Below are 25943 nucleotides of genomic sequence, written 5' to 3' on the forward strand. Positions count from 1 at the left end.
ATGGTTCAGCGACATGGTGATCTGCAATCTACGGAAGAATTCGGCAGACTAAGTGTGAAAAAGCACATTGCATGCCGGGCGTTCAATTCCAGGGCTCTGAAGCCAACCAGATGACATGCCTATACTGTAGTGAAAAGGGTGTAAAAGTTGATCGACGCCAGTCGTCGTAACCGAGGTGAATATGAATATCCAGTCCCCGTTTGAGCTTGTGTTGTTTGGAGGTCTTGGTGATCTGGCTCAGCGGAAGTTATTGCCAGCGTTATATCTGCTGTATCGCGATGGTCGTCTGCCGGAGGGGCGTATTATCTCTATCACCCGTCAGGCGCTGGATCACAAGGCATTTCTGGATGTTGTACGTTCAGCCTTGCGTACTCATGTGTCGTCGGAATATCTGGAAGAAAAAACCTGGCAGGAGTTTTCAGCCTTGCTGAGCTGTCTGACCATGGATATCAGTGATCTGGCCCAATACCAGATTCTCAAGGCTATGCTGGCGCCAGTGGATGTGAACCGGATGTGTTATCTGGCCACCGGATCGGATTTGTACACACCGGTATGCCGTGGTCTGGAAGAAGCTGGTCTGATTGGTGATAACACCCGGGTGGTGCTGGAAAAGCCGATTGGCCACGATCTTGAATCAGCCCGTGCCATCAATGAATCGGTGGGACAGTTTTTCCCGGAGTCGCGGATTTTTCGTATTGATCATTATCTGGGTAAGGAAACCGTCCAGAACCTGCTGGTGTTGCGCTTTGCCAACTCGCTGTTTGAGAGTCAGTGGAACCAGCACTTTATTGACCACATCGAGATTACGATTGCCGAGTCGCTTGGTGTTGAAAAACGCGCGGGCTTTTACGAGCAGGTTGGCGCAATGCGCGATATGTTCCAGAACCACTTGCTGCAGCTTCTGTGTATCGTGGCAATGGAGCCGCCGGCGCGTCTTGAAACCGATGCGGTTCGCGATGAAAAGGTGAAAGTGCTAAAAGCGCTGAAGCCGATTGTGGGGGATGCCATTAACCGCAATGTCGTACGTGGTCAGTACGATGCCGGTGTGTCCGAAGGCAAACCGGTACCGCCATACCGGGATGAGCCGGGAGTGCATCATAAAAGTAATACTGAAACCTTCGTGGCTGCACGCGTTGAAATCGAAAACTGGCGCTGGGCAGGTGTGCCTTTTTATCTGCGTACTGGCAAACGTCTTGCGGAAAGGGCCTGTGAAATTGTGGTGACCTTCAAGGAAATTCCGCACTCGATTTTCCCGTTGCAACACAAAAGCACCATGGCCAACAGGTTGGTGTTCCGTTTGCAACCGGATGAAGGTGTGCGTTTGATGTTATGTGAAAAGCGGGTTGGGCCTGGTATGAGTGTGAGGCCAATGAACCTGTCGCTGAATCCGGCTAATCATCGGAAAGCGCGAGTACCTGAAGCATACGAGCGTTTGTTATTTGATGCGCTTAGTGGTAACGCCACGCTGTTCCTGCGTAACGACGAACTGCTGGAGGCCTGGCGGTGGGTTGACCCGATTCTGGAGCACTGGAAAGAAGTAGATTTGCGTCCCGAGCCTTATACCGCAGGTACCTGGGGGCCGGCGGCATCGACTTTGCTTCTAGCCAGAGATGGCCGCCTGTGGGTGGAAAACAGCTAACAACCAGGATGAAAATCATGAGCGATAATTGTTTTGCAACGTCTGATGTACTGGCTCGTCAGCTGGCCGACGCCGTGGGGGGCGCCTTGCAGCGACGGATTGAGGAAAAGGGGCGGGCTTGTCTGGCCGTCAGTGGTGGGCGAACGCCTGTTGCGTTTCTGAGGGAGTTGTCGTCTCGTGATCTGCCCTGGTCGAAAATTTTGGTTACTTTGGTGGATGAGCGCTGGGTGGATGAAGATCATTTAGCCAGTAATGCTGCGCTGGTGCGGGAGTATTTGTTGCGTGACAAGGCGCGCAGCGCTTATTTCCTGCCATTGAAGAACCGTGCAGCCACACCCGCCGCCGGTTTTATGGAGTGTGAAAACCGTCTGCACGAACAAATTACCCGTCTGGACGTGGCCGTGTTGGGGATGGGGGAAGATGGTCACACAGCCTCCTGGTTCCCGAACTCCAGTGCGCTGGATGTCAGTCTGGATGAAGCTGGTTCGGCTTGGTGCTGTCCTGTGATGGATGGTGCGCCGGAACATAACCGTATGACGCTGACCTGGGCGATGTTGAGCCAGTGTCAGCGCCTGTTCTTGCATTTTGAAGGCGCTACCAAATGGCAGGTGTTCCAGCGCGCAGCCGATACGGTGCAGTTGCATGATTGGCGTTCCATGCCGGTGCGTCGTTTGCTTGATAACAATCCGGTATCACTGGCGGTTTACCGTACCGAATAAGCTCCCATGAGATAGTGATAGTAACGAAAAAATACCTGGATTGTGGACGAGGCATCTGGTCTGCCACAGGCGTTGTACGAGGGACCCTCTGAATAACTCGGTACCGCTCTGGCTTATCGGGATGGTGATGAATCACGAATCCGGTTTGATGGCCCTCTTGCTAAATACTGGAGCTATGTCAAAGCCCGCAACACAAAGTCATCACCATCCCGAAAGCCTTGAATGGCGCGGCCTTGCTCACACGCACTGCAGCACTCGCGCACGACTGCATGGATGCATGGAGGCAGGGTGAAGCAGGAGCCAGAGCCGAGAGCTGTGCAGAGTTATTCAGAGTGTCCCTGGTGCCTCAGGTGACAGCCAGAAACTCTGTGTCACTGGACGTCTCTGCCAGCAACGTGATATTGCTTAGGACACTCTGAATAACTCTGTCCAGCTCTGCACGAGTTCTGCAGCGCGCTCAGAGTTGTGCAGAATTATTCAGAGTGTCCCTTGGTGTTTTACCTCGCGCCCGGGATATTTGAGCAAGACAATGGAAATATACGCCTGTTTTTTAGCCGCCAGATTCAGAAATGCCCATTCTGGATAAACAACTGATAGTCGGAATCTATGTTAGACGTACATATCGATGATTTTTTCAAGGATTGTGCCACTATCCTTCTTACTGGTTTTCGCAGCTTTCCGCGGCCTCAGACATTATTTATTGAGGACATCAGCGGTCCTGATGATCGTGATGACTTCGGCTTGCACAGCAATCGCCACCTCGCTGCACTCGGAGCATTGGTATGGCTGCAAGAAGAAGGTTATGTGCGCTTTACCGGTCTGCATCGTCAGGAGTCAGTGGACGAGTTTGTACTGACCAGCAAATCCCTTGGAAAACTACTGGCTATTGCTCGCTCTGAAAACGATCCGATCAGTGCTGCTACCGCACCAACACCACTTTTTCAGGTTCTTGAGTTCGCACGCCTGCAAGGCGACAGTACCTGGGTCAGGCAACTGGTTTGCACATACATGCTCGGTCAGCCATAAATCAAACGAAACAATAGCTGTATTTACAGATATGGAAGTTGAAATACCACTCGAAATAGCCATCACTTATTCAGTATCTGTTATGCTACGGAACGATCCCTGAGTGGGATTTTTGCCAGAGATTTGAGAAATCAAGCACCTGCATCGCAGCATTTCATCTCTTTTATTCCAACGCTAAGGACCCTCAGAATAACCCAGTGTCCGCTCTGATTGGTCGGGATGGTGATGAATCACGAAGCCGGTTTGATGGCTCTTACATCTAAGGACACTCTGAATAACTCTGCACAGCTCTGCGCGAGTGCTGCAGCGCGTGTGAGCAAGGCGACGAACGCAGCGAAATGACGAGTCCTTTTCAAGTTCGTCAACACCGCTCAAACACGCTGCAGCCCGCGCCCTTCGGGGCTTTCGGGATGGCGATGACTCGGTGTCGCCGGTTTTCGACGTAGCCCGCTATGCCATCAAACCGGCTTCGTGATTCATCACCATCCCGATAAGCCAGAGCGGGCACCGAGTTATTCAGAGGGTCCCTAAATCCTGGATGCTACCTCTAAAGTCGTCACCATCCCGAAAACGTCAAAGGGCGCGTTTTATCGGTGTTGACGAATTTGCAACTGACTCGGCCATGCGGACTCGTCTTTCGCTGCGTTCATCGCCTTGCTCACACGCGTTGCGCCTTTTACACACAGCTGCATGGATGCAGGGCGAAGCAGGCGCCAGAGCTGTGCAGAGTTATGCCGAGTGTCCCTGAATCAATGAACACCCACACTGTTCATGATCCACCCCAGAAAAAGCACCTGCGGTACCGTCACAAGCGGCAGGAACAGGGAAATTTTCCAGCTTCCGGTGGTTTCTTTCAGTGCCATCACCTCGGTGTAGTCAGTAGCAGCCCCTGCCATCAGAAACACAAAGGCATTCCCCGGCGCCGCAGCGCGGGTCACCAGATCGGCGGCAATCGGGCTGGAGCCTTCCGAGCAAACCTCGATCAGAGTAGTCGCCAATAACGTCAGGAACAACCCGGAAATACTGGCGCCAAACCACACACCAAAGTCTTCCGTGGATACAAACGCCCGCACCAGAGCCACCATCACCACTCCGAGAAATACCCAGCGCAGCACGCTGCGGCTTTCTTTCAGACCTTGCCAGAACATTCTGGCCAGAGCTGGCACCGACCAGTCGTGATCACGCCAGGTATTTTTCATAATTGGCCACATCGCCACTTCCTGATAATCCGCCTGCCACGGATTGGCTGGCAAGGTGCCTCGAGCAACCAGCACTTCAAAAATCCAGCCGCTGATCCAGGCGATAACCAGCGACCCTGCGATAAATGCCAGAGTCCATTGCCAGCCGATCAATCCCACCAGAATCAGTGTCAGAGTAATGGAGTTCCACGGACTGGCTATCAGGAACGCCATCACCTGCCCTAGGCTAGCACCACGCTCGTACAGCTTCATGGCCACCATCAGAATGCCGTGGTTACACAGATCCAGTAACAAGCCAGCGATAGTTGCACGTAACACGCCACGCTTGCTGCCACCGCGCCCCAGCAGCGACATCACCAGTTCACGAGGAATACGCCCCAGTAAGCCGACAAACAGCGCCGCGGATATGACGCCCCACCACATGGCGTTTACCATCTCGAAAGAGGTGTGAGAAATCGTTTGCAACCAGGCTGGGCCAATATCACCCAGCAACCAATGACTGGCATAACCGGCCACCACAAAAGCGCCCGTCAATATCATCAGCCAGTCATGCCCTTTGGCGGGCTCGCAACAACCATCAGTATCGTTTCTTGAATCACAACACGACGATGCCGCAGCACTGCTGCAGCTTGACTGTGTCGTTGATGAACCACAGCAATCCGATTTTTCCGCCACTGTGGGCATGCCACAACTGCTCGATGTAGTGACCGACTCAGATGTGCTGCAACAGCTTGACGGTCGTGGAGGTAGGCCAACCACATCTCCAGCTGATGGTGCAATACGGCATTCATCAACAAACAGCAGTGCGTCATCATTCGTCTCATGCCTACTTCTTATGTTGTCACCAGCATCGTCGGCGGAATGACATCCACACCCACTGGAATGGCAAGACGTTGATTCATTTTCCACGAATACACCCTCAGTAGTTTGAAATACAGATGATAACACTTATCATTTTTGAAGCCATTGCTGCGATTGTCATGGGGGACAATACGATATGGATGTCGCACTCAGAGTCAGGGAAAGCCTATATGCTGATTATTCGGGGGATTTCTAAGTCGAATTCTTCCGAGTGTCCTTAAAAGTTATGCCAAGTTATAGTGCTTTCATGGTTCTTGATGCCTTGTAAGGGTGCGGATTTCAGCCCGGATATTTTGCTGCGATTCAGCCTGTAGTGGCCAGATGTCCGTTTATTGATCAACAGTTAGTCATCCAGACCGGAGCGGCACAGAACTGGCAACCAACAGATTCACTGTTCAGGCCAGACTGGAGTACACATGACCGGGATCACACGGATGATCGAACGACTGCAACGTATTTACCCTTCACCTGCAACAGCAGAAGCCTTGGCGGCCGACATTGAGCGCTGCTGTCAGGCCTTCTGTGATAATCGCAGTAGTAGTCGTTTGCCGAGGCTGGCGCGCTGGTCAGAAGACGATGTGATCCTGATCAGCTACGGCAACAGCTTGCAACTGCCTCAGGAAACACCTCTGCAAACGCTGGCGGGGTTTTTGGAAAGGCGGGCTGCGGGGTTATTCAGTTCCGTACACATACTGCCATTTTTTCCATTCAGTTCCGACGACGGTTTTTCCGTGATTGATTATCGTCAGGTCAACCCGGAGCTGGGGGGCTGGGAGGATATCGAGCGGCTGGCGGCCAGTTATGGCCTGATGGTCGATCTGGTCATCAATCATTGTTCACGGGAAAGTCTCTGGTTTGCTGATTTTGTCGCCAATCGGGAGCCATGGTGTGACTATTTTATCGAGATGGATCCTTCCACCGATGTGTCAGGCGTGACGCGGCCACGCAATACGCCACTGCTGACCCCTGTGCATACTCATCGTGGTGTTCGCCACGTTTGGGCTACCTTCAGTGAAGACCAGATTGATCTCAATTTTGCCAATCCGAGAGTGCTGCTGGAGTTTGTGCAGATCCTGCTGTTGTACGTAGAGCGCGGCGCGCGTTTTATCCGCCTCGATGCCATTGCCTTTTTGTGGAAACGGGTTGGTACGCCCTGTGTGCATTTGCCGGAAACCCACGAAGTGGTGAAGCTGCTGCGCGATGTGCTGGAGCGGGTCGCTCCGGATGTGGTGCTGATTACCGAAACCAACGTGCCGGTGGCGGAAAATCTCAGTTATTTCGGTCAGGGTGATGAAGCCCATATGGTTTACCAGTTTGGTTTGCCACCGCTGGTGTTGCATGCTCTGAATCGTGGCAAATCGGATTATCTGACCGATTGGGCGGCGCGGATTCCGGCCTTGCCTGGCGGCTGCACCTATCTCAATTTTACCGCTTCCCATGATGGCATCGGGGTTCGACCGGTTGAGGGACTGTTGCCTGCCCACGAAGTAACGGACCTGATTGACTGCATGCACCGGTTTGGTGGTTTTGTAAGTATGAAAGCCAATCCGGACGGCTCGCAGAGCCCGTATGAAATCAACATCAGTCTGTTTGATGCCTGTATGGGGACTCGCCGTGGTCTCGATCATTTGCAGGTGCCACGCTTCCTCTGCTCACAGGCCATCATGCTGGCGATGCAGGGGATTCCGGCCATGTACATTCACAGCCTGACGGCCAGCCCCAATGATCTGGCCAGAGTTGAACAAACCGGGCGCACCCGTTCGATCAACCGCCGTGTATGGCCAGCGGATGAACTCGAACAGCTGTTGGATAATCCGGTGACGCCGCAGGCAGAAGTGTTCGCCACGCTGGCGCGTATGCTGGTTTGCAGGCGTCAGCAGCCAGCGTTCCACCCGGATGCCCGTCAGGAAGTTATTCGAATCAACTCGGACCTGTTTATTTTCAAGCGGGTCGACGACACATCCGGGCAGGTGATTCATGCGATTCATAACGTCACCGACCGGCCGCTCGACTTGCCGTTGGCAGCGCTCGGGTTTCTGACGTTGGGGTTGCGGGATCTTCTGGAACCAACCGGCGAGTGGCGTCTGGGTTGTGTGTTAACTTTGGCGCCGTATCAGGCCGTGTGGTTAACGACCTGATACGCGTTTTGAAGAAAGGCCCCGGCCACAGGGACCGGTTGGGGCCAGGTTATACACCCGCTTCGCGGTTATCCGCTTCGACGGCTTCGTAAATGCGATCCAGAATATCCGGAATGGCCGAAATCACCCGGTTCCAGCTCGGGATAAACGGTGTTTCCATCGGATTGTCGAGGAAGCTTTCACCAGCCCTCATGATGTTCTCGGCGAACAGTTCCACCGCCTGTTCCTCCTTGTGGCGATCCAGACTGAGACCGTTTATGCGGGCGTCGTTGTAATAGGTTTCAATAAAATCGAGGGCAACCCGGAAATAGGTAGCCTTGATCGTGCGGAATTTTTCATTGCTGAACACCTCGCCCTGGGTCGCCAGCTTGCGGAAAATGGCTTTGCAGATATCAATGCTCATTTTTGACAGGCCAGCCGCAGCATCTTCGGCGGAAAGTGGCTGGTGTTTGTGGTCGTAGTTATCGCAAATATCGACCTGGCATAAACGACGGGTGCTGTAGTTGCGGTGCATCTCCGACAACACGCCCACTTCAAGACCCCAGTCGCTGGGGATCCGCAAGTCATTCAACACATCGACCCGCATCGAGAATTCACCCGACAGCGGATAACGGAAGCTGTCGAGGTAATCCAGATAATCGAGCTGGCCGTGGACTTTTTTCAGTGCGCGGATCAGAGGCGTTACCAGCAGACGACTGACGCGCCCATTCAGTTTGCTGTCAGCAATACGGGCGTAATAGCCCTTGGCAAACTGATAACTGAAAGCCGGGTTGGCCACCGGATAGATCAGGCGTGCCAGCAGGCTGCGGTCGTAGGTAACGATGTCGCAATCGTGCAGGGCGACGGCTTTGGCGCGGGCGGACGCCAGCACATAACCGTAGCAATACCAGACGTTACGGCCTTTGCCCATTTCCTTGGGGGCAAGCCCTTGTTCTTCCAGTAACGCATCAATCTTGCGCAGGCGCGGGCCATCATTCCAGAGAATGCGGTGATGTTGGGGTAAATGCCCGAACACATGCCGGGCATGTTTGAACTGGCGCTCATCGGCCTGATCAAGGCCGATCACAATTTCATTCAGGTATGGCACTTTGGCCACTTCGTTGATGATGTTCTCCAGGGCTGGGCCCTGGAGCTCGGAGTAGAGGGATGGCAGTACCAGTGCCATCGGGCGGACGCGAGAAAAACTCAGCAGCTCCTTTTCCATTTCCTCCAGTGATCGGTCTGTCAGGTTGTGCAGGGTGGTGACCACCCCGTTCTGATAAAAGTCAGCCATGACATGTCTCCTTTCGTCTGGTCGGCGACTGGATCATGATCCCGTCGATAACTGCTTCAGCAACTCCAGAATGGCGCTGTTCCAGCCAGCGGGGCCTTTGGATTTGGCGACTACAACGTCGGGACGTTGCAGTTCCAGAGTGCCGGATTGGCCTGGGATCACAATCGGGAAGTCCGCTGCATCAAGCATGCTGCGGTCGTTTTCACCATCACCCAGAGCAGCCATCAATGGACGGTCTTGCCACAGGTGCTGGTAATACTGACGGAAGAACTCAAGGCCGCTGGCCTTGTTAGTGTCTCCCATCACGTGATAGAAGCGACCTCCTTTGGTCAGGGTCAGGCGGAATTCTGCCAGCTGGGTGCGGAAGTCCTCGATGTTGTTAACGCTGTCGGTCCACAGCATGGGCTCGGTGGCGGCACGTTTTTTTGCCAGCCAGGCGTTGTCTTCATCGAGGCCGGTAAGGGCAGCGACTTCGCTGGTGGGCATGTCGTTAAAGCCCCGAAAGCGGAAGCCGCGTTTGCGAAGAATGTGCAGGGCCTTGAGGATTTCGACGTAACTGATGCCCAGCACTTCGCTGTTGTAGCCCTGGCCATCGGCTTTCGGAATGTAGATCACGCTGCCGTTTTCGCAGACGAAGGGATCGGTATTGTCGAGGTCGTGACGCAGCTTGATGACTTCGTCGCAGGTTTTGCTGGTATTAAAAATGACTGGGATGCCGGTTTCCCGCAGCCGCTGCAAGGCCTGGCGCGCAGGGCGCGCCGAGTAGTCATGATGATCCAGCAAGGTGCCGTCGAGGTCGGTAATCACGACCAGGCGGGGGGTTGGTACGGTGTTGATGATGCGTGGCTGGGTCGACATGGTTCTCTCCAGACGGTTGCAATTCATTCAATGCGCTTCACCAGGTGAAGGCTGTTCAGATCCAGTACCAGATCAGCATGCTCTTTCAGGTCCCGCAGGGCGTTGCAGGTTAGCCGCTCGTAGTGCTGGATAAATCTCGCCAGAGCGTTGGCATCCATGCTGCGGGTCGTGGCACCGCGCCGGTTCCTGTTATTTTCGACCTCTTGCTGGCTGCGCCAGTTCAGTACTGCCTGCATTCCGGGTACGCGCATGGTGACCAGTCGGTCAATCATGGCAAACCAGTCCCGGTAAGGACCGGCCAGCATGTCGTTGGCGCGGTGGCGCCAGCGGCCATCGGTGTCTTCCAGACGTTCCAGTTCGTTAAAAGGAGTTGCCAGTTCTTCCGCGGATACGGGTTGGCAACCCACACACCAGCCTTCAAACAGAATCAGGTCGATTGGACCAAACACCTTGTGCCAATCCTGCTCGGGTAAACGGTCATCCGAGGCCTTGTCAAAAGCGGGTAACTTGAGGATAGCACCGGGTTCGAGAGCTTTCAGGTCAGCAAAGACCTGTTTGCCCAATTCATAATCATGAGTGCCTGGCACGCCGCGCGTGACCAGCAGCGGATGGGTTTCTTGGCCCAGTCGCTGACGTTCGGCATGGGTCAGGTAGAGGTCATCTATGGATACACTGACTACGTTCCAGCCCAGCGCTTCCCGGTACAAACTGCACAAGGCGCGGCTGAGCGTGGACTTGCCGGAGCCTTGACCACCCTGGATGCCAATCACTGGTACGCCGCCGATTTCACGCTTCTGCTCTGCCACCCAGGTAGCGACCGGGGCCCAGACGGTTTCCCACTGTTTCATCCAGTTTTCTGGCATATCACGCAATGCTGAACGGTTGGACAGCAGTGTTTTCAGCAGGCGTTGATCCTGTTCGCGGGTTGCGGGCCACAGGGACGACATGGGAAGCCTCCGGTTTGTCGAGTTCATGACAATTTCATTGCTTCAAGGGTTATAAAGCACTATGCGTGCCAGATAAATAGGTATATCGGCTACAATCCATCCGCCAAAATGCCACAGAATGAGACATATCAGTATGTCCGGGGGCATGGTTGGCGATACTAAGGTGGTCCTTGTAGCGCATTTGTAACCTCGGTTAGAGTGCGCCCATTTGGGGATTGTTGCCAGATTTTGGTGCAAATTCGAGCATTTGTGTGTGCCAGTGTCGGCACATGGTCGTCCGTTTTAAATTGATTGGGAGACGTCATTGTGAGCAGGGTTGCGTATCAGGGTTCCGCCGGTGCGTATTCGCATCTGGCCTGTAGTCAGGTCTTTCCGGACTGGGAGGCGGTGCCTTGTGAAGACTTTCAGAGCGCTCTGGAGATGGTTAGTAATGGTCAGGCTGCACGTGCCATGATTCCGCTGGAGAACTCTACTGCAGGTCGAGTTGAGGAAATTTACCGGATTATTCCTCGCACACGCCTGTTTGTGATTGGCGAGCATTTTGAGCCGGTGAACCATTGTCTGTTGGCACTGCCGGGCGTCAAGTTGACCGACATCGAAGAAGTGGCATCCCATCCGCAAGCATTGGCGCAGTGTCATCAGCGAATTGTCAATCTGGGCATGAAACCACTGGCGACCATGGATACCGCCGAAGAAGCGCGGCAGTTGTCGGTCAGCAACAATCGTCATCGCGGTGCCATTGCGTCAGCGCTGGCGGCACGTTTGTACGGGCTGGATGTGGTGCATGAGAACTTTCAGGATGTAATGGGGAATACCACGCGTTTCCTGGTGTTTGCTCGTGAGCTGATGCATCAGCAGCGCGATCCGGAGTTGTCGTATGTGACCAGTCTGCTGTTTACCGTACGCAACATTCCAGCGGCGCTGTACAAGGCGCTGGGTGGCTTTGCCACCAACGGAATCAACCTGCTGAAACTGGAAAGTTATATGGATGGTTCAAGCATGGAAGCCAGTGTGTTCCATGTTGATATTGCGGCACATCCGCAAGACCCTCGTATGTTGTACGCCATGGAAGAATTGGCTCACTTCGCGCGCGACATTCGTATTCTGGGTTGTTACCCGGCCCACGATTATCGCTCCCGCCTGTAAGCGGTGGTGTTTGAGCCCGCTCAGGGCTCAAACACCTGGTTGCAATCCAGCCCCTGATGACGTGCCTGTAACAGAGCCTCTTCGGCCGCCAGCTGCCAGTCTTCGCCACTTTCGAATTCATCAATGTAGGGTGCAATGCCAATACTGACGCTGTAGTGGTCGCCCAGACGTTTGATGGCCTTGCGTACCCGTTCGGCAAAAAAGCGGGCATCTCCGGCGTCACTGTTATCCAGCAGGGCGAATAACAGATCATCGCAGTGATAGGCGGTGTCGGACTGTCGCAGGCTACGGTTAAATAGCGCTAGCAGGCTTTCGTCATAGTGACTACTGTTGTTGTCAATCTGCAGGCAGACCAGACATCCCGGTTGTTCTGATCGTGCACAACGGGCCAGCTGACGATTGAGTGTGTCATCCCAGCTGTGACGATCCCGAACTATGACGGCCGATTCAATGGTTTCGGTGGCTTGTGGTTTGATCTGGTGAGCTGTTATGTCTGGTGCTGCTGGCTCTGGTTTGTTTGTCACCTCAAGGGCGGAAGCGGCGGGGATGGCTGGTGCAATAATACTGGCACTGCACGATGGTGTGTCCCGTCCTGGCTGGATCGCTGCCAACTGTAATTCGTGGTCTCGGCGGTTGATGGCAATATCGGTCACGTCGTAAATAATCACGCAGATATGGTCGATGCTGCGCGAAATGGACTCCAGCGGAATAATCGCGGTGTTCTGGTACATGAAGGTCGCACGGCCAGTGATGGGCCGGTAGTTCTTGAAATGGAACAGGTAAGGGCGCTGTTCCCAGATTGTGAACGTACGGGTTTTCAACTGGAACACCGGTTGGCATTTTTCGCGAAACCAGGTTTCCGGAATATCCGGAAACAGTTTGAACAGGTTTTCACCTTTGGCCACTTGTGGGCTGAGGCCGCTGTGACTTTCCATAAAACCGTTCCAGAGCTGGATCCGGTATTCGCTGTCCATAACGACCAGTCCCACATCAATATTTTGCAGGATGTCCATCAGCCAATGGATGTCGCCCAGTTCAATGTTGCCCTGATTGCTCATGGAGTTACCTTAATCCAGCAGGTAGTCGATTTTCTGGTTGAGACGTAACACCGAATCTTCGGTAAACAGCAACAGCAGGTCGCAGTCGACGTTAACCGATTCCATGGTGTAGTGAATCTCGATCGCCAGGGTTTTGGTCCAGAGTTCGTTACCGGCCTTGAGAATATCCCGGACATTGCAGTGCTGACCCAGCACGACCGGGTGGCCCTGGTTAAAGTGAACTTCCAGCTGCTCACCGATGCCCTGAATGCAGGCACCGATCAGCAGGGAGCTGACATCCATCAGCAGCTCCAGCTGGCCGTTGTGGGTGAGGTCCTGTTCGCGCCGGGTCAGGCGCGCCAGGTCCTTGAAACTGGTGTCGTTGAAGACCAGCAAGGCTTCACCGGCAATGCCTGAGCCAATAAAGCCCTGACACACGGCGGATACCGAGCTGTCTTCACCATAACCTTCGAGAGCCATGCGCAGGTCGCTGCTTTCAATCAGGTTGACTCGTGGGATCGGCAGAACGACGTATTCGCCCAGCAAACGTGCCAGACGATCAGCCGCCTGGCCCATGGCAACGTTGGTCAGCTCCTGATAACAGTCGCGCTGATCATCGCTCAGGGTGACGGTGGGGGATGCTGTATTCATATCAGGCTCGTACCATGATGCCGTAGTCAGTAAGAACCGCGCGGGCCTTGTCGGCGTCGATCGGTTTCTTGATAAACGCCATTGCCCCCAGTGCCATCACACGCTGCTGGGCGTCTGGCTGGATATCACCGGATACCACAATCACCATGGCTGGCAGGTCTTCCTTGCGAATGGCTTCCAGCACCCCGTATCCGTCCATATTGGGCATGGTCAGATCGAGGAAAACCACCTCGCCTTTGCCTTCCCGGATTGCCTGCACACCTTCGACACCGTCGCCGGCGAAGTGCACCGTGACCTCCCATTCCGGAGGAATTGCACGCGCCATTTGTTTGCGGGCGAAACTGGAGTCGTCGCAGATCAGTACGTTGATGGCCATAATCCTGAATGGGTCCGTCAGATAAAGGTTGATTAAGTAATAGTTGTTGATTGCTGTACCGGCAAATACACACGACTAATTTCTGACACAAAAACCGCAAACTGACCTTTGTGTGGCGATTTTATTCTTGTATAAAAAGAGCCTCTGTTTTTCCTATTGGTTAATAGTTATGGCGGATTCACCAGAATATCGGCACGAGAAGTTCCTGCGGGCCAGTCGTTTTGTCTCGGCCCTGCCACATTGCCGGGTGTTGCAGCTCACTGTTGAAGATGTAGACGAACACGGGTTGGTATTACGCATGCCCTGGCAGTCGGCCATTGTCGGGAATCCTGCGACCGGTGCGGTGCATGGTGGCAGTCTGACCACGCTGATGGATACCGCCTGTGGCACTGCGGTGGTGATTTCACTGCCGGGATTCGAGCTGTGCCCAACTCTGGATTTGCGGGTTGATTACATGAAATCTGCCGTTGACCAGCGCGCGCTGCTGGCGCGGGCGCGAGTGGTGCGCATCGCCAATCAGGTGGTGTTTGTGGAGGCCTTTGTTACCCGCGAAGGCGACGATGAGCCGATTGCCCGCTGTCATGCGACCTTTATGCGCATCGGGGCGTTTATGGATGGTCATGGGCCCGCTACGGCCGAACAGAACAGTATCCAGACATCTGCCGGAGGTGATTCGTGAGCAGCACCGAATTTGAACAGTTGATCCGTTCAGCTCGCCAGAATGCTGAATTTGAGGCGCTGGTGGCGGCGATTCCGTATGCCACCCTGATTGGCATTGAAGTGCAAACCATCGGTGATGAGCTGCTGTTCCGGCTGCCGGAAAACCCCGCCAATATTGGCAATCCCATGCTGCCAGCCCTGCACGGTGGTGTGATTGGCGGGTTTATGGAAATGGCCGCATCGCTGCAATTGCTGTTGCGGGCAGAGCCGCTGTCGATGCCGAAAATGATCGATTTTTCATTGGATTATCTGCGTGCCGGACGCCATCGGGATACCTGGGCCGAGTGTAAGGTCTGGCGTCAGGGCGCGCGGGTCGCCAATGTGGCCATAACGGCCTGGCAATCCAGTCGCGACAATCCGATTGCCACGGCACGGGCTCACTTTTTGTTAAAAGCGCCTACTGTGGCGCAATCGGACGAATTGCCGTCGGCGTAAATCCGGTTTAATCTTCGCGCTCATTCTGTCGGGGTGCCTCATTCAAGAGGCTGAGATCGCAATCGCGGGTCCCGTTGAACCTGATCTGGTTAGTGCCAGCGTAGGGAACAGAAAAGCCAGTTGCTCACACCCCAGGTGTAATCCCTTGCGGCTGGTCCATCCGGTGACTCTCACCTGATCTTTTCTTTCTTGATGCTGCCTGCCTGATCCCACTTTGCAAAAGAGGAATCGCGCATGGGCAAGTCCAATAACACCACTCCATCTCCACTGGATCACGCCACGCTGGCGCCGCTGGCCTATCCGGCTTCGCGCAAGCTTTACATCGAAGGTGAATTTCCGGATGTCCGCGTCGGGATGCGGGAAATCAGCCTGACCCCAACCCGGATGCCGGATGGCACCGAAGAAGCCAACGCACCGGTACGGGTTTACGACATGTCCGGTCTGTATTCCGACCCGTCATATCAGCCAGATCTGACTGTGGGTCTGCCTGCCCTGCGTGACGGCTGGATTGCCGGTCGTGCTGATACCGAAGTGCTGGCGGAATCCGGTTCTGCCTACAGCCGTGCCCGTGAAGCCGACCTGCGTTTTGAAGAGTGGCGCATGAAACACCGCCGTGCTCCGCGTCGTGCCCGCGCTGGCCAGAACGTCACCCAGCTGCACTACGCCCGTAAAGGTATTATCACCCCGGAGATGGAATACATCGCCATTCGTGAAAACCTCGGCCTGTGTGAGCAGACTCTGGCGATGGCAACGGCGACCCAGCATCCGGGCCAGAGCTGGGGTGCCAGCATTCCACAAATCATTACCCCGGAATTTGTGCGTTCCGAAGTGGCGCGTGGTCGTGCGGTGATTCCGTGCAACATCAACCACCCGGAAGCCGAACCCATGATCATCGGCCGTAACTTCCGCACCAAGGTTAACGCCAATATTGGTAACTCTGCGGTCACCTCGTCGATCGCCGAAGAAGTGGAAAAACTGGTGTGGGCGACCCACTGGGGCGCGGATACCGTGATGGACCTGTCCACTGGCCAGAACATTCACGAAACCCGCGAGTGGATTCTGCGTAACTCGCCGGTGCCAATTGGTACTGTGCCGCTGTATCAGGCGCTGGAAAAGTGTGGTGGCGTGGCGGAAGACCTGAGCTGGGAGCTGTTCCGCGATACCCTGATCGAACAGGCGGAGCAGGGCGTGGATTACTTCACTATTCACGCCGGTGTGCGTCTGGCGCATATCCCGCTGACGGCCAAACGTCTGACCGGTATTGTCAGCCGTGGTGGTTCCATCATGGCCAAGTGGTGTCTGGCGCATCACAAGGAAAACTTCCTCTACACCCATTTCGAAGAAATCTGCGAAATCATGAAGGCCTACGACGTCACCTTCTCGCTGGGTGATGGCCTGCGTCCGGGTTCTGTGGCCGATGCCAATGACGAAGCCCAGTTTGCCGAACTGCGTACGCTGGGTGAGCTGACCACGATTGCCTGGAAACACGACGTACAGACCTTTATCGAAGGCCCGGGCCACGTGCCAATGCACATGATTCGCGAAAACATGGAAGAGCAGCTGAAGCACTGCCATGAAGCGCCGTTCTACACGCTTGGCCCGCTGACGACCGACATTGCTCCGGGTTATGACCACTTCACTTCCGGTATCGGTGCGGCGCTGATCGGCTGGTACGGTTGCGCCATGCTCTGCTATGTCACACCTAAAGAGCACCTCGGTCTGCCGAACAAGGAAGACGTGAAACAGGGTCTGATTGCTTACCGTATTGCTGCCCACGCGGCGGATCTGGCCAAAGGCCATCCGGGTGCCCAGCTGCACGATGACGCCATGTCCAAGGCGCGTTTTGAATTCCGCTGGCAGGACCAGTTCAACCTGGCGCTGGACCCGGAAACCGCTCGTGCCTATCACGATGAGACCCTGCCAAAAGAAGGCCACAAGGTGGCGCATTTCTGCTCCATGTGTGGACCAAAATTCTGCTCCATGAAGATTTCCCAGGAAGTGCGTGATTACGCGGCCGCTGAAGAAGGCATGAAAAACAAGGCGGAACAGTTCCGCGAACTGGGCAGCGAGATTTACCAGCCAGCCGCTACCGGCGAGGTCGCAGCGGATGCGGCGCGCGAGGAGTCTGCGGATGTCTGATCGCCCCGATGTGGCGATAGCCGGTGCGGGCCTGATGGGCAGCCTTCTGGGCTGGCGTCTGGCCCGACAGGGATATCGCGTTGAGTTATTTGAGGCGAGCCCGGCGGATGCACCGGCAGCAGCGGGTTACACCGCTGCTGCCATGGTGGCGCCCTGGAGTGAGCTGCCGGTGTGTGATCCGGCCCTGTTCGACTGGGGTAAACAGTCGCTGCAGCTGTGGCCGCAACTGCTGGATGACCTGTTTGCCGATACCGGTGAACGTATTCCGATGGGGCGCAAGGGCAGCCTGATTGTGGCCCACCCGGCTGATCAGGCCGAGTTGCAGGACTTCGGTCGGTATATGCAACGCCACGGCCAGAGTGCCGCCACCGGCGTGCATCATGTGGACCGCGCCGCCATCGACGAACTGGAGCCACAGCTGTCGAGCCGTTTCCGTGAGGGATACTTCATGGAACATGAGGCGCATATCGAGAACAGGCCGATGCTGGCGTTACTGCAGCGCGCCATTCTTGAGCGCGGTGGCCAGATTCATTACCAGTCCAGCGTGCAATTTGAAGGCGAGCGGGTGCTGGTGGATGGTCAGGTTCGCGACGCCGGACTCTGGATCGACAGCTGTGGCACCGGTGCGCGTCCGTGGTTACCGGAGCTGCGTGGTGTGCGTGGCGAGGTGATCTGGATCGAGGCGGCCGATGTGCACATCAGTCGTCCGGTGCGGTTGCTGCATCCGCGTTATCACCTGTATCTGGTGCCGAAAACCCAGGGTCGTTACATCCTTGGTGCGACTGAAATCGAAAGTGACGATCGCTCACCGGTGAGTGTGCGTTCGGCGCTGGAAATGCTCAGTGCCCTGTATGCGCTGTGCCCGGCACTGGCCGAGGCACGGGTGCTGGAGATGTCGGCCAATCTGCGTCCGGCCTTGTTTGGCCATTTGCCGGTGATCCAGCGTGATGCCAATCGTTTGCAGGTGAATGGCCTGTTCCGTCACGGTTATCTGCTGGCACCGGCCATGCTGGCGCGCATCCAGACCGAATGTGATCTGGGCCTGCAGCTGGCCGGAGGTCGGGTATGAGTCTGGTGTGCTGGATTAATGGCGAACAGCGCCAGTTGGATCTGAATGATGGCGCCAGTGTACGTACCGTGCTGGAAGCGGAAGGGTATCTGCAGGCCGGTGTTGTCCCGCGCGCCCGTATTATTGTTGCCCGCAATGAACAGCTGGTGCCGCAGGCCCTTTGGGCCAATGAAGCCGTCAGCAGCAATGACCGTATCGATGTGGTTGGAGCCGTAACCGGAGGTTAGCTCGAATGATGATGTCGGATGTTTATCGAAATGATGCTCTGGTCATTGCCGGAGAGCGTATTCCCTCGCGCCTGTGGCTGGGGACTTCTCTGTACCCGTCACCGGAGATCATGCGGCAGTCGTTGCAGGCGGCGTGGCCAGGCTTTGTGACCGCTTCGGCCCGCCGCCAGACCGCGCGCCAGTCCCAGGACAACGGCCATTGGGAATTCATTGAAGACTGGCTGCACAAAAGTGGCTCGTTGTTGCTGCCGAATACCGCCGGGTGCCACAGTGCCCGTGAAGCCATTCTGATGGCCAATATGACCCGCGAACTGTTTGATACCAGCTGGATCAAGCTGGAAGTTATCGGTGATGACTACAGTTTGCAGCCACATCCGTTTGAGCTGCTGGAAGCCGCCCGCGAGCTGGTCAGTCAGGGCTTCAAGGTGTTGCCGTACTGCACCGAAGATCTGGTGTTGTGTGAAAAATTGCTGGAAGCCGGTTGTCCGGCGGTGATGCCGTGGGGCGCGCCGATTGGCACCGGTCGTGGTTTGCAGAACATTCAGGGCCTGAAAACCCTGCGTCAGCGTTTGCCGCAGGCGGTCATGGTGATTGACGCCGGTATCGGGCGTCCGTCGCAGGCCATGCAGGCGATGGAAATGGGCTTTGATGCTGTGTTGCTGAATACCGCGGTGGCCAAGGCGGATGATCCGGTTGCCATGGCAACGGCGTTTTCCTCTGCTGTGAACGCCGGTCGTCTGGCCTGGCTGGCGGGCATGATGGCGGAGCGTGAGCAGGCATCACCCTCGACGCCGGTACCAGGATTGCCATTCTGGCATCAGTTTGACGCCTCTGGAGAAACGGCATGACTGAGGCGGTAGTTCGTCCGCAACTCTGGACCATTACGGCGTCCGACACTTCGTCGGGCGCGGGGATGCAGGCTGATCTGGCGGTCGCTCATAGTCTCGGTGTGCAGTGTGGTTGTGTGGTGATTGCCATTACCAGCCAGAACAGCCGTGGTGTGGCACACAGCCAGACGCTGGATCTGCCATTGATCGAGCAACAATGGCAAGCACTGGCGGCCGATGGTTGGCCAGCGGTGATCCGTCTGGGCTGGTTGCCTGCCGAGCCAGCGTTTATCGACTGGTTGCTGGTGCGTCTGCAGGAGTGCCAGGCCCAGGTGGTATGGGACCCGGTATTGGGCGCTACCCGCGTGAACAGCGGTTCGGGGGAGCTGGGCAGTGGGTGTGGTGGTGATGCCGGTTTGCAGCAGCTGCGTCGACTGCTGCCACACATTGATGTTTTGACTCCCAATCAGGCTGAAGCCCGTTTGCTGGCGGGGCTGGATAATTCCGCCAGCCAGACCCAGGCGCTGGATGCGCTGCTGGAGCTGGGCGTCCGCTCGGTCTTGCTCACAGGTGGAGATGCGCTGGCCGAAGATGACCGGATTTACGACTGGTTTGCCCAGCGGGTAGCGGCCAATAACCAGAATCCGGAAGAATTGGCCGTTGACCGTTTTGTGATCAGTCATCCGCGTTTGCCTCTGTCTGCCCACGGCACCGGTTGCCATCTGGCCGCCGGGCTGGCGTCGGCACTGGCGCGCGGTGAGCGTCTTTACGATGCGGTGATTACTGCGATCCGGGTCGCCCGTGCCAGTCTGGCACACGCGACTGAACGAGCGTCCGGTTATCACAATTGTTTTGCCACACTGGAGCAATCCAGTTGGCCGGAGCTGGATCTGCAGTTGCAGGTTGTGCCATGTCAGTCGGTATCAGACGTAGAGGCTGGTGCAGCGGAAGCGGTTGACGACCTGATTCGCATGCCGCTGCAGTTTCCAAAACTGGATCGTCCGCTGGGCTTGTATGGGCTGGTGGATAATCTGGAATGGCTGCAACGCCTGCTGGAACTGGGTGTGGACACCCTGCAGTGGCGGGTCAAAACACCGACCGGTGATTTCCGTGAGCAGACCGCCGAAGCCATTCGGATGTGTGAACAGGCGGGAGTGCCGCTCTACATCAACGACTACTGGCAACTGGCGCTGGAGTTGGGAGCCTGGGGTGTGCATCTGGGGCAGGAAGATCTGGCCACGGCGGATTTGTATGCACTGGCCGAGGCGGGGATTGCGCTGGGGGTCAGTACCCATACCGAGTGGGAAATCTTGCGTGCCCGTGCGGTTCGTCCTTCTTATATAGCGTTCGGGCCGATTTACCCGCCGCTGTCGAAGAAGCTCAAATACCCACCGCTGGGCATCGAACGGGTAGGGCGCTGGGTGGCCGCCAATCCGGATTATCCGCACACCACCATCGGTGGTATCACGGCCGATAATATAGGCGATGTGATGTCGACCGGTATTGGTTCGGCCGCCATTGTGACCGAGCTGCGTAACGATGCGGAATTGCCGGAGCGTTTGGCGATTTTGCGCCAGTACCTGTAACACGCTGGTTATTAACGGCTTTTGGCTGACGCTGTTGATCATGGGGGCCTTGAAATTGATTTTGAGGCCCCCACCTATAGAAACATCGCTGCTGGGCATGTTGCCCGCAGCTGAACGTATCTGTATGCGAAGTGATTGACAGGAGACTCTCATGACCGTGGCCAGCAAAGAGACGCTTGGTTTTAAAACCGAAGTAAAGCAGTTGCTGCATCTGATGATTCATTCCTTGTATTCCAACAAGGAAATTTTTCTGCGCGAACTGATTTCCAACGCCTCAGACGCTTGTGACAAGCTGCGCTTTGAAGCGCTGCAGAACGATGCCCTGTTCGAAGGCCAGAGCGAGCTTGCCGTTCACATCGATTTTGATGCCGACGCCCGTACCATCACCATTGAAGACAATGGTATCGGTATGAATCGCGACGACGTGATCAATCACCTGGGTACCATTGCCAAATCCGGTACTGCCGAGTTCCTCAGCAAGCTGAGTGGCGACCAGAAAAAAGACTCCCAGCTGATTGGTCAGTTTGGTGTGGGTTTCTATTCTGCGTTTATCGTGGCCGACAAGGTTACCGTTGAAACCCGTCGTGCCGGCGAAGCAGCCGACACCGGTGTGCGTTGGGAATCTGCCGGTGAAGGTGAGTTCTCCATCGAGTCGATCGACAAGGCCGACCGTGGTACTCGTATCACCCTGCATCTGAAAGCCGAAGAGTCCGAGTTTGCTGACAGCTGGCGCTTGCGCTCGCTGATCAAGAAATATTCTGATCACATTGCTATTCCGGTATTCCTGCCGCAGGAAGCCGGTGAAGGTGAAGACGGCGAAACCAAACAGATGCCAGAGGCAGTTAACCAGGCCAAGGCTCTGTGGACCCGTTCCAAGTCCGAATTGAAAGACGAAGACTACCAGGAATTCTACAAGCACATTTCCCACGACTGGACTGATCCGCTGCTGTGGATGCACAACCGTGTGGAAGGCAAACTGGATTACACCAGCCTGCTGTATATCCCGGCCAAGGCCCCGTTTGACCTCTGGAATCGCGACAAGAGTCGTGGCCTGAAGCTGTACGTGCAGCGTGTGTTCATCATGGACGACGCTGAGCAGTTCCTGCCGCTGTACCTGCGCTTCGTAAAAGGTGTGCTGGATTCCAACGATCTGTCCCTGAACGTATCCCGTGAAATCCTGCAGCAAGACAAGCAGGTTGAAACCCTGCGCAGCGCGCTGGTGAAACGTGTGCTCGACAGCCTTGAAAAGCTGGCTCGTGACGACTCCGACAAGTACCAGTCCTTCTGGGAAGAGTTCGGTGAAGTCATGAAAGAAGGCCCGGCGGAAGATTTCGCCAACAAGGAAAAGATCGCCGCGCTGTTCCGTTTTGCAACCAGCAAGAGCGAAGGCGAGAAACAGATCGTCAGTCTCGACGATTACGTGGCTCGCATGCGCGAAGGCCAGAAAAAGATCTATTACATTACCGCCGATAGCCACGCCGCCGCTTCCGGTAGTCCGCACATTGAATACTTCAACAAGAAAGGCGTTGAAGTACTGCTGCTGACCGACCGTGTGGACGAGTGGATGGTGGGTCACCTGAGCGAGTTCAAAGGCAAACACTTCCAGGACATCACCAAAGGTGAACTGGATCTGGACGACCTGGCGGATGAGGCCGAAAAAGCCCAGCAGAAAGAACTGGAAGAGACTCACAAACAACTGGTTGAGCGTATGCAAAACGTTCTGGTTGAAGTGAACACCGTTCGCGTCAGCTCCCGTCTGACGGACTCTCCAGCCTGTATGGTGGTGGGACAGTTTGATATGGGCGGCCATATGCGTCGTCTGCTGGAAGCGGCTGGCCAGAAAATGCCGGAAGCGGAAGTGACCATGGAAATCAATCCAACTCACCCGCTGATTGCCCGTCTGGATCAGGAGCAGGACGAAGACCGTTTCTCCGAGTTGGCTGAGCTGATTTACGCTCAGGCACTGCTGGCAGAAGGCAGTCAGCTGAAGAAACCGGCCGAGTATGTGGCGCGTCTGAACAAGCTGTTGCTGGACCTGATGAAATAATCAAAAACGCTCCACGTTTCTGAACTGCGCTCCGGCTGCGGGGGAACTTACGGTAGTTGCCGGCGTTCCACCGTACCCGGAGCGCTGTTATTATGCGGCGCGTCAATGGTTGTAACGGGACAAGCCGTCATAACCGTTTAATCTTTCTGTTTTTGGGGGATGTTATGAAAGGATCTGTTGTTGCTGGCGTAATGCTGGCGGCTGCTTCTGCTGCCAATGCCGGTGGTGCGGTGGACATCAGCGTGGCTGATGAAGCACTGCGTCTGGCTTACGATGCAACTGCGACCCGTACCGGTATGCACGTTAACCTGTCTGGTCTGCACCACACTCACGAAGGCAACATCGTGGGCGCTGGTCTGCATGCAGTTGACGTTCGTAACCGTAACACCAACCTGTTTATCGGTGTCGGTGCCAAACTGTTTGCGTTCGATACTGGCAACTTTGAGGATGTGAACGGTGATCCGTTCTCCGGTTCTGCGCTGGGTCTGGGCGGTTTCTTCCGTTACAGCTTCCGTGTGCAGCCAGACGTGAGTGTGGCTGCCTATGCTTACTACGCGCCACCAGTAACTTCTTTTGGTGATGCGGACAACTTCATCAACACTGACTGGCGTCTGCAGTACAACCTGATCCCGGCTGCACGTATTTACGGTGGTTACCGCTACAACAGCATTAACCTCGAAGGCGTGCGTCATGACTACCGTCTGGGCGAAGGCTGGCACGTCGGTCTGACTATGGACTTCTGAGGTCTGCTGTGACGATCTGGATCGGTTTTACCAATCAAAAACTCTATCAGGCCCGCCTGTTGCTTGGGCAGGCGTCGTCCTGTGATGCACCAGTGCTGGCCAGTGCCCTGCGCGACAGTGCGCTGTTGCACATGCAGTTCGCCTGGCGTTCGTATCTGAACGAGATGGGAGCAGCCACTCGCCTGAAATTCGAAGTTGGCAGTCTGGACGAGCTGGTGGCAGCCACCAGTCTGGTAACCGGTGAGATGCGTGAGTGGCAGAATCTGCAGGCGGATGCGTTTTCCTGGTTTAACGCGTTCCAGAGCGCGGCCAATCGCATTGGTTGGCCAGAGCAGGCATCTACCGTCAAGGAAGTGCCTGGCCAGCATGCCGTTAACCTGATTGCGGTCGCCAGTGCCGATGATGCACCGGACGACCTGTCAGGCTGGTGGCAAAAGCTTTCCGGGCTGATTGACGCCCAGCGCCAGAATCGTCAGGAAAGCTGACTTATTACGACCCTGGTGCTACCGAACAGGTCAGGGTCGTGCTATTCCGTTACAGACGGATACCGTTCAGCTTAACGAATAGGTTGAGACCCGTGCCACAGCTTGTGGTACACTCGCGGCCCCTTTTCCCCGAGACTCTATATGGCACGCTTTTTCGAAATCGTAGAACTGTCCAATGGTGATGTCGCCCTGCGTCGTGCAGATGAACAGGACGGAGACGCGCTCGTGCGCATTCATTTCTCTGACGATGCCAAAGCCAGCCTGAGTGCCCACCATATGGATGTTGCCCGTGTCATGCTGGAAGCTGGTGTGCGTAAGGTCGGTGAGCTGTCGGGTATGGAAGTGGACGATGAGGACTTTGAAGCGCCAGAGCACACTCGCTGGTTGCATTGATCGTTCGACAAGAATTTTAAAAAACGGGCCTGATGGCCCGTTTTTTTTGGCTGCTGTTCGCCGTTTGAACATGCGTTAGCGGGTATCTGGTGGCATGGTGTGGTAGAGCCAGCAGCAAATAATCATGTCTGGATCATGTCGGGATCGAGGAGGGCACAACTGATCGTTTTTTGGCTAAATTAAGCCAGATCAGTGGCAATCAGCGTGCCAGAAGGTTATGCAGTCAGTTATCCACAGAAAATGTGGATAAAGATGTCCTGTTTGCGCAGTGAAAGTCAGGCGTCAAAACCTGGGTCCTGGCGCACCAGGACTACATGGCTGTTACTGGACAACGCCGCCTGACGAATTTGCTGGCGTTCGCTGTTGTTGATACGACCTTGCCATTCAATGATGACGTGGCTGTTACCGCTGCCCAGAACCTTCTTGCACAGCTCCAGCTGCCGCAAGTTGCACAGTTCAACGTGTAATACCGGCACTTCCTGCATGTTCATGCTGGTTAGCCATTGTTTGTTCATTGGGCGTTCAGGGCTCAGCCACATCAGCCAGCGCTGCTGGCGATTGCATTCGGCCAGTAGCGGTAACAGATGTAATGGCTGGATGGCTCCGGCCTCGCTGATGATGATTTCGGTAAGACTGCCACTCGCAGACGGGGTGACACCATGACGGCCTGGCAGCGTTTGCTGGCTGCTGAGAGTCAGGGCGGGTTGTTGATTCACGGACAAACTGAACTGGCGCATGTTTACCCTCGCAAGCCCGCGGCCGGGCCGGTTAGTGTTGGCGACGAACCACACCTACATAAAGCCCTTCAACATTGAACTCCTGTTCTCGCAGGTCGATTTCAATCGGGACGTAGGCTTCGTTTTCGGCGTGCAGCAGCACGCGGTTCTTGTGTTTCTCAAGACGTTTTACCGTCACTTCGTTTTCAACCCGAGCGACCACGATCTGGCCATTACGAGCTTCGCTGGTTTTGTGTACAGCAATGTAGTCGCCATCGAGAATGCCGATGTTTTTCATACTGTCGCCGTGTACTTCCAGCAGGTAGTGAGCAGCTGGTTTGAAGAAACTGGCTGGCAGGTCGCAATAGTCTTCAATATGCTCCTGAGCCAGAATCGGTGAGCCAGCGGCTACCCGTCCAATAATCGGCAGGCCCGCAGTCGGCGGTTCTGCACCAATAATTCGAATACCCCGCGACGCACCTGGCATCATTTCAATGGCTCCTTTACGGGCCAGTGCTTTCAGATGCTCTTCAGCGGCGTTGGGCGAACGAAAGCCCAGTTCCCTTGCAATTTCTGCTCGGGTTGGTGGAAAACCGGTGGCTTCCAGCGCTTTCCGAATGAAATCGAGTACTTCCTGTTGCCGTGCGGTGAGTTTGATCATGTCGGATCCGGATCTGTTTATCTGT

At 55.5% G+C, this 25943-nt stretch carries 25 protein-coding genes and 1 riboswitch; of the genes, 16 read left to right on the plus strand and 9 right to left on the minus strand.

The window, feature by feature from the left end:
* Nucleotides 1-181: 181 nt before the first annotated feature.
* From zwf to OUO13_RS05490, 3 genes are all read left to right on the plus strand, one after another.
* On the plus strand, nt 182-1639 hold the full coding sequence (zwf, locus tag OUO13_RS05480; RefSeq protein WP_283172846.1) for a glucose-6-phosphate dehydrogenase: 1458 nt from the start codon (nt 182-184) through the stop codon (nt 1637-1639).
* A gap of 17 nt (nt 1640-1656) precedes the next feature.
* A complete protein-coding gene (pgl, locus tag OUO13_RS05485; protein WP_283172847.1) occupies nt 1657-2358 on the plus strand; it encodes a 6-phosphogluconolactonase in 702 nt (233 codons plus the stop codon).
* Nucleotides 2359-2964: 606 nt separating this feature from the next.
* Complete coding sequence (locus OUO13_RS05490) at nt 2965-3384, plus strand: hypothetical protein (protein ID WP_283172848.1); 420 nt, start codon at nt 2965-2967, stop codon at nt 3382-3384.
* Nucleotides 3385-4133: 749 nt separating this feature from the next.
* On the opposite strand, the gene OUO13_RS05495 is transcribed toward OUO13_RS05490, so the two are convergent.
* Nucleotides 4134-5123: a permease gene (locus OUO13_RS05495; RefSeq protein ID WP_283172849.1), complete on the minus strand. Its 990-nt coding sequence runs from the start codon at nt 5121-5123 to the stop codon at nt 4134-4136.
* Between the two features lie 737 nt (nt 5124-5860).
* Between OUO13_RS05495 and OUO13_RS05500 the strand changes: the two genes are divergently transcribed.
* Nucleotides 5861-7582 (plus strand): sugar phosphorylase, encoded by a 1722-nt coding sequence (locus tag OUO13_RS05500; protein WP_283172850.1) that lies wholly within the window; start codon nt 5861-5863, stop codon nt 7580-7582.
* A 49-nt stretch (nt 7583-7631) separates the two neighbouring features.
* On the opposite strand, the gene OUO13_RS05505 is transcribed toward OUO13_RS05500, so the two are convergent.
* The 3 genes from OUO13_RS05505 to OUO13_RS05515 are packed head-to-tail and all read right to left on the minus strand — an operon-like array spanning nt 7632 to nt 10660.
* Complete coding sequence (locus OUO13_RS05505; protein WP_283172851.1) at nt 7632-8855, minus strand: glycosyltransferase family protein; 1224 nt, start codon at nt 8853-8855, stop codon at nt 7632-7634.
* 33 nt (nt 8856-8888) lie between these two features.
* Nucleotides 8889-9713: an HAD-IIB family hydrolase gene (locus OUO13_RS05510; RefSeq protein ID WP_283172852.1), complete on the minus strand. Its 825-nt coding sequence runs from the start codon at nt 9711-9713 to the stop codon at nt 8889-8891.
* 23 nt (nt 9714-9736) lie between these two features.
* A complete protein-coding gene (locus OUO13_RS05515) occupies nt 9737-10660 on the minus strand; it encodes a hypothetical protein (RefSeq protein ID WP_283172853.1) in 924 nt (307 codons plus the stop codon).
* A 306-nt stretch (nt 10661-10966) separates the two neighbouring features.
* On the opposite strand from OUO13_RS05515, the gene OUO13_RS05520 reads away from it, so the two are divergent.
* Nucleotides 10967-11806, plus strand: a complete 840-nt coding sequence (locus OUO13_RS05520; protein WP_283172854.1) for a prephenate dehydratase — start codon at nt 10967-10969, stop codon at nt 11804-11806.
* 20 nt (nt 11807-11826) lie between these two features.
* Here OUO13_RS05520 and OUO13_RS05525 read toward each other — a convergent pair whose 3' ends face one another.
* Genes OUO13_RS05525 through OUO13_RS05535 form a run of 3 tightly spaced genes read right to left on the minus strand, consistent with a single transcriptional unit; the run spans nt 11827 to nt 13870 of the window.
* Nucleotides 11827-12864, minus strand: a complete 1038-nt coding sequence (locus OUO13_RS05525) for a PAS domain-containing protein (RefSeq protein ID WP_283172855.1) — start codon at nt 12862-12864, stop codon at nt 11827-11829.
* 9 nt (nt 12865-12873) lie between these two features.
* On the minus strand, nt 12874-13494 hold the full coding sequence (locus OUO13_RS05530; protein WP_283172856.1) for a histidine kinase: 621 nt from the start codon (nt 13492-13494) through the stop codon (nt 12874-12876).
* Between the two features lies 1 nt (nt 13495).
* Nucleotides 13496-13870, minus strand: a complete 375-nt coding sequence (locus OUO13_RS05535; protein WP_283172857.1) for a response regulator — start codon at nt 13868-13870, stop codon at nt 13496-13498.
* 169 nt (nt 13871-14039) lie between these two features.
* Between OUO13_RS05535 and OUO13_RS05540 the strand changes: the two genes are divergently transcribed.
* From OUO13_RS05540 to OUO13_RS05590, 11 genes are all read left to right on the plus strand, one after another.
* Nucleotides 14040-14549: a PaaI family thioesterase gene (locus OUO13_RS05540; RefSeq protein WP_283172858.1), complete on the plus strand. Its 510-nt coding sequence runs from the start codon at nt 14040-14042 to the stop codon at nt 14547-14549.
* Entirely contained in the window at nt 14546-15025 is a 480-nt protein-coding gene (locus OUO13_RS05545) for a PaaI family thioesterase (RefSeq protein WP_283172859.1), read from the plus strand. The genes OUO13_RS05540 and OUO13_RS05545 overlap by 4 nt, the downstream gene beginning before the upstream one ends.
* Nucleotides 15026-15044: 19 nt before the next feature.
* A riboswitch (TPP riboswitch) is annotated at nt 15045-15149 on the plus strand.
* A gap of 110 nt (nt 15150-15259) precedes the next feature.
* The gene (gene thiC, locus OUO13_RS05550; RefSeq protein WP_283172860.1) at nt 15260-17164 is read left to right on the plus strand and encodes a phosphomethylpyrimidine synthase ThiC; all 1905 of its coding nucleotides are present in this window, start codon (nt 15260-15262) and stop codon (nt 17162-17164) included.
* The gene (locus OUO13_RS05555; protein ID WP_283172861.1) at nt 17157-18233 is read left to right on the plus strand and encodes an FAD-dependent oxidoreductase; all 1077 of its coding nucleotides are present in this window, start codon (nt 17157-17159) and stop codon (nt 18231-18233) included. The genes thiC and OUO13_RS05555 overlap by 8 nt, the downstream gene beginning before the upstream one ends.
* Nucleotides 18230-18460, plus strand: a complete 231-nt coding sequence (gene thiS, locus OUO13_RS05560; protein WP_283172862.1) for a sulfur carrier protein ThiS — start codon at nt 18230-18232, stop codon at nt 18458-18460. Before OUO13_RS05555 ends, thiS begins: the two co-directional genes overlap by 4 nt.
* A gap of 5 nt (nt 18461-18465) precedes the next feature.
* Nucleotides 18466-19308 carry a thiazole synthase gene (locus OUO13_RS05565; RefSeq protein ID WP_346429335.1) on the plus strand — a complete coding sequence of 281 codons (843 nt, stop codon included), beginning with the start codon at nt 18466-18468 and terminating at the stop codon, nt 19306-19308.
* Nucleotides 19305-20873, plus strand: coding sequence for a thiamine phosphate synthase (locus OUO13_RS05570; protein WP_283172863.1), 1569 nt, complete (start codon nt 19305-19307; stop codon nt 20871-20873). The genes OUO13_RS05565 and OUO13_RS05570 overlap by 4 nt, the downstream gene beginning before the upstream one ends.
* 151 nt (nt 20874-21024) lie before the next feature.
* Nucleotides 21025-22920 (plus strand): molecular chaperone HtpG, encoded by a 1896-nt coding sequence (gene htpG, locus OUO13_RS05575; RefSeq protein ID WP_283172864.1) that lies wholly within the window; start codon nt 21025-21027, stop codon nt 22918-22920.
* A 164-nt stretch (nt 22921-23084) separates the two neighbouring features.
* A complete protein-coding gene (locus OUO13_RS05580; RefSeq protein WP_283172865.1) occupies nt 23085-23663 on the plus strand; it encodes a YfaZ family outer membrane protein in 579 nt (192 codons plus the stop codon).
* A gap of 8 nt (nt 23664-23671) precedes the next feature.
* Nucleotides 23672-24148 carry a DUF6586 family protein gene (locus OUO13_RS05585; RefSeq protein WP_283172866.1) on the plus strand — a complete coding sequence of 159 codons (477 nt, stop codon included), beginning with the start codon at nt 23672-23674 and terminating at the stop codon, nt 24146-24148.
* Nucleotides 24149-24289: 141 nt separating this feature from the next.
* On the plus strand, nt 24290-24541 hold the full coding sequence (locus OUO13_RS05590) for a hypothetical protein (protein WP_283172867.1): 252 nt from the start codon (nt 24290-24292) through the stop codon (nt 24539-24541).
* 275 nt (nt 24542-24816) lie between these two features.
* Here the strand turns inward: OUO13_RS05590 and OUO13_RS05595 are convergent, their stop codons facing one another.
* Both OUO13_RS05595 and lexA read right to left on the minus strand, forming a co-directional pair.
* A complete protein-coding gene (locus tag OUO13_RS05595; RefSeq protein WP_283172868.1) occupies nt 24817-25278 on the minus strand; it encodes a cell division inhibitor SulA in 462 nt (153 codons plus the stop codon).
* Nucleotides 25279-25309: 31 nt separating this feature from the next.
* The gene (lexA, locus tag OUO13_RS05600; RefSeq protein ID WP_346429336.1) at nt 25310-25918 is read right to left on the minus strand and encodes a transcriptional repressor LexA; all 609 of its coding nucleotides are present in this window, start codon (nt 25916-25918) and stop codon (nt 25310-25312) included.
* Between the last annotated feature and the right edge of the window lie 25 nt (nt 25919-25943).

Source organism: Parathalassolituus penaei (assembly GCF_026626885.1).
Lineage (GTDB): Bacteria > Pseudomonadota > Gammaproteobacteria > Pseudomonadales > Oceanobacteraceae > Oceanobacter > Oceanobacter penaei.

Excerpts from the sequence above, each read along its gene's own strand:
- OUO13_RS05595 (WP_283172868.1), bottom strand. The coding sequence starts at position 25,278 with ATGCGCCAGTTCAGTTTGTCCGTGAATCAACAACCCGCCCTGACTCTC.
- OUO13_RS05570 (WP_283172863.1), top strand. The coding sequence starts at position 19,305 with ATGACTGAGGCGGTAGTTCGTCCGCAACTCTGGACCATTACGGCGTCC.
- OUO13_RS05535 (WP_283172857.1), bottom strand. The coding sequence starts at position 13,870 with ATGGCCATCAACGTACTGATCTGCGACGACTCCAGTTTCGCCCGCAAA.
- htpG (WP_283172864.1), top strand. The coding sequence starts at position 21,025 with ATGACCGTGGCCAGCAAAGAGACGCTTGGTTTTAAAACCGAAGTAAAG.
- thiC (WP_283172860.1), top strand. The coding sequence starts at position 15,260 with ATGGGCAAGTCCAATAACACCACTCCATCTCCACTGGATCACGCCACG.
- OUO13_RS05500 (WP_283172850.1), top strand. The coding sequence starts at position 5,861 with ATGACCGGGATCACACGGATGATCGAACGACTGCAACGTATTTACCCT.
- OUO13_RS05590 (WP_283172867.1), top strand. The coding sequence starts at position 24,290 with ATGGCACGCTTTTTCGAAATCGTAGAACTGTCCAATGGTGATGTCGCC.
- OUO13_RS05580 (WP_283172865.1), top strand. The coding sequence starts at position 23,085 with ATGAAAGGATCTGTTGTTGCTGGCGTAATGCTGGCGGCTGCTTCTGCT.
- OUO13_RS05555 (WP_283172861.1), top strand. The coding sequence starts at position 17,157 with ATGTCTGATCGCCCCGATGTGGCGATAGCCGGTGCGGGCCTGATGGGC.
- OUO13_RS05490 (WP_283172848.1), top strand. The coding sequence starts at position 2,965 with ATGTTAGACGTACATATCGATGATTTTTTCAAGGATTGTGCCACTATC.
- OUO13_RS05515 (WP_283172853.1), bottom strand. The coding sequence starts at position 10,660 with ATGTCGTCCCTGTGGCCCGCAACCCGCGAACAGGATCAACGCCTGCTG.
- OUO13_RS05525 (WP_283172855.1), bottom strand. The coding sequence starts at position 12,864 with ATGAGCAATCAGGGCAACATTGAACTGGGCGACATCCATTGGCTGATG.
- OUO13_RS05565 (WP_346429335.1), top strand. The coding sequence starts at position 18,466 with ATGATGATGTCGGATGTTTATCGAAATGATGCTCTGGTCATTGCCGGA.
- OUO13_RS05505 (WP_283172851.1), bottom strand. The coding sequence starts at position 8,855 with ATGGCTGACTTTTATCAGAACGGGGTGGTCACCACCCTGCACAACCTG.
- OUO13_RS05540 (WP_283172858.1), top strand. The coding sequence starts at position 14,040 with ATGGCGGATTCACCAGAATATCGGCACGAGAAGTTCCTGCGGGCCAGT.
- zwf (WP_283172846.1), top strand. The coding sequence starts at position 182 with ATGAATATCCAGTCCCCGTTTGAGCTTGTGTTGTTTGGAGGTCTTGGT.
- OUO13_RS05495 (WP_283172849.1), bottom strand. The coding sequence starts at position 5,123 with ATGATATTGACGGGCGCTTTTGTGGTGGCCGGTTATGCCAGTCATTGG.
- thiS (WP_283172862.1), top strand. The coding sequence starts at position 18,230 with ATGAGTCTGGTGTGCTGGATTAATGGCGAACAGCGCCAGTTGGATCTG.
- pgl (WP_283172847.1), top strand. The coding sequence starts at position 1,657 with ATGAGCGATAATTGTTTTGCAACGTCTGATGTACTGGCTCGTCAGCTG.
- lexA (WP_346429336.1), bottom strand. The coding sequence starts at position 25,918 with ATGATCAAACTCACCGCACGGCAACAGGAAGTACTCGATTTCATTCGG.
- OUO13_RS05530 (WP_283172856.1), bottom strand. The coding sequence starts at position 13,494 with ATGAATACAGCATCCCCCACCGTCACCCTGAGCGATGATCAGCGCGAC.
- OUO13_RS05510 (WP_283172852.1), bottom strand. The coding sequence starts at position 9,713 with ATGTCGACCCAGCCACGCATCATCAACACCGTACCAACCCCCCGCCTG.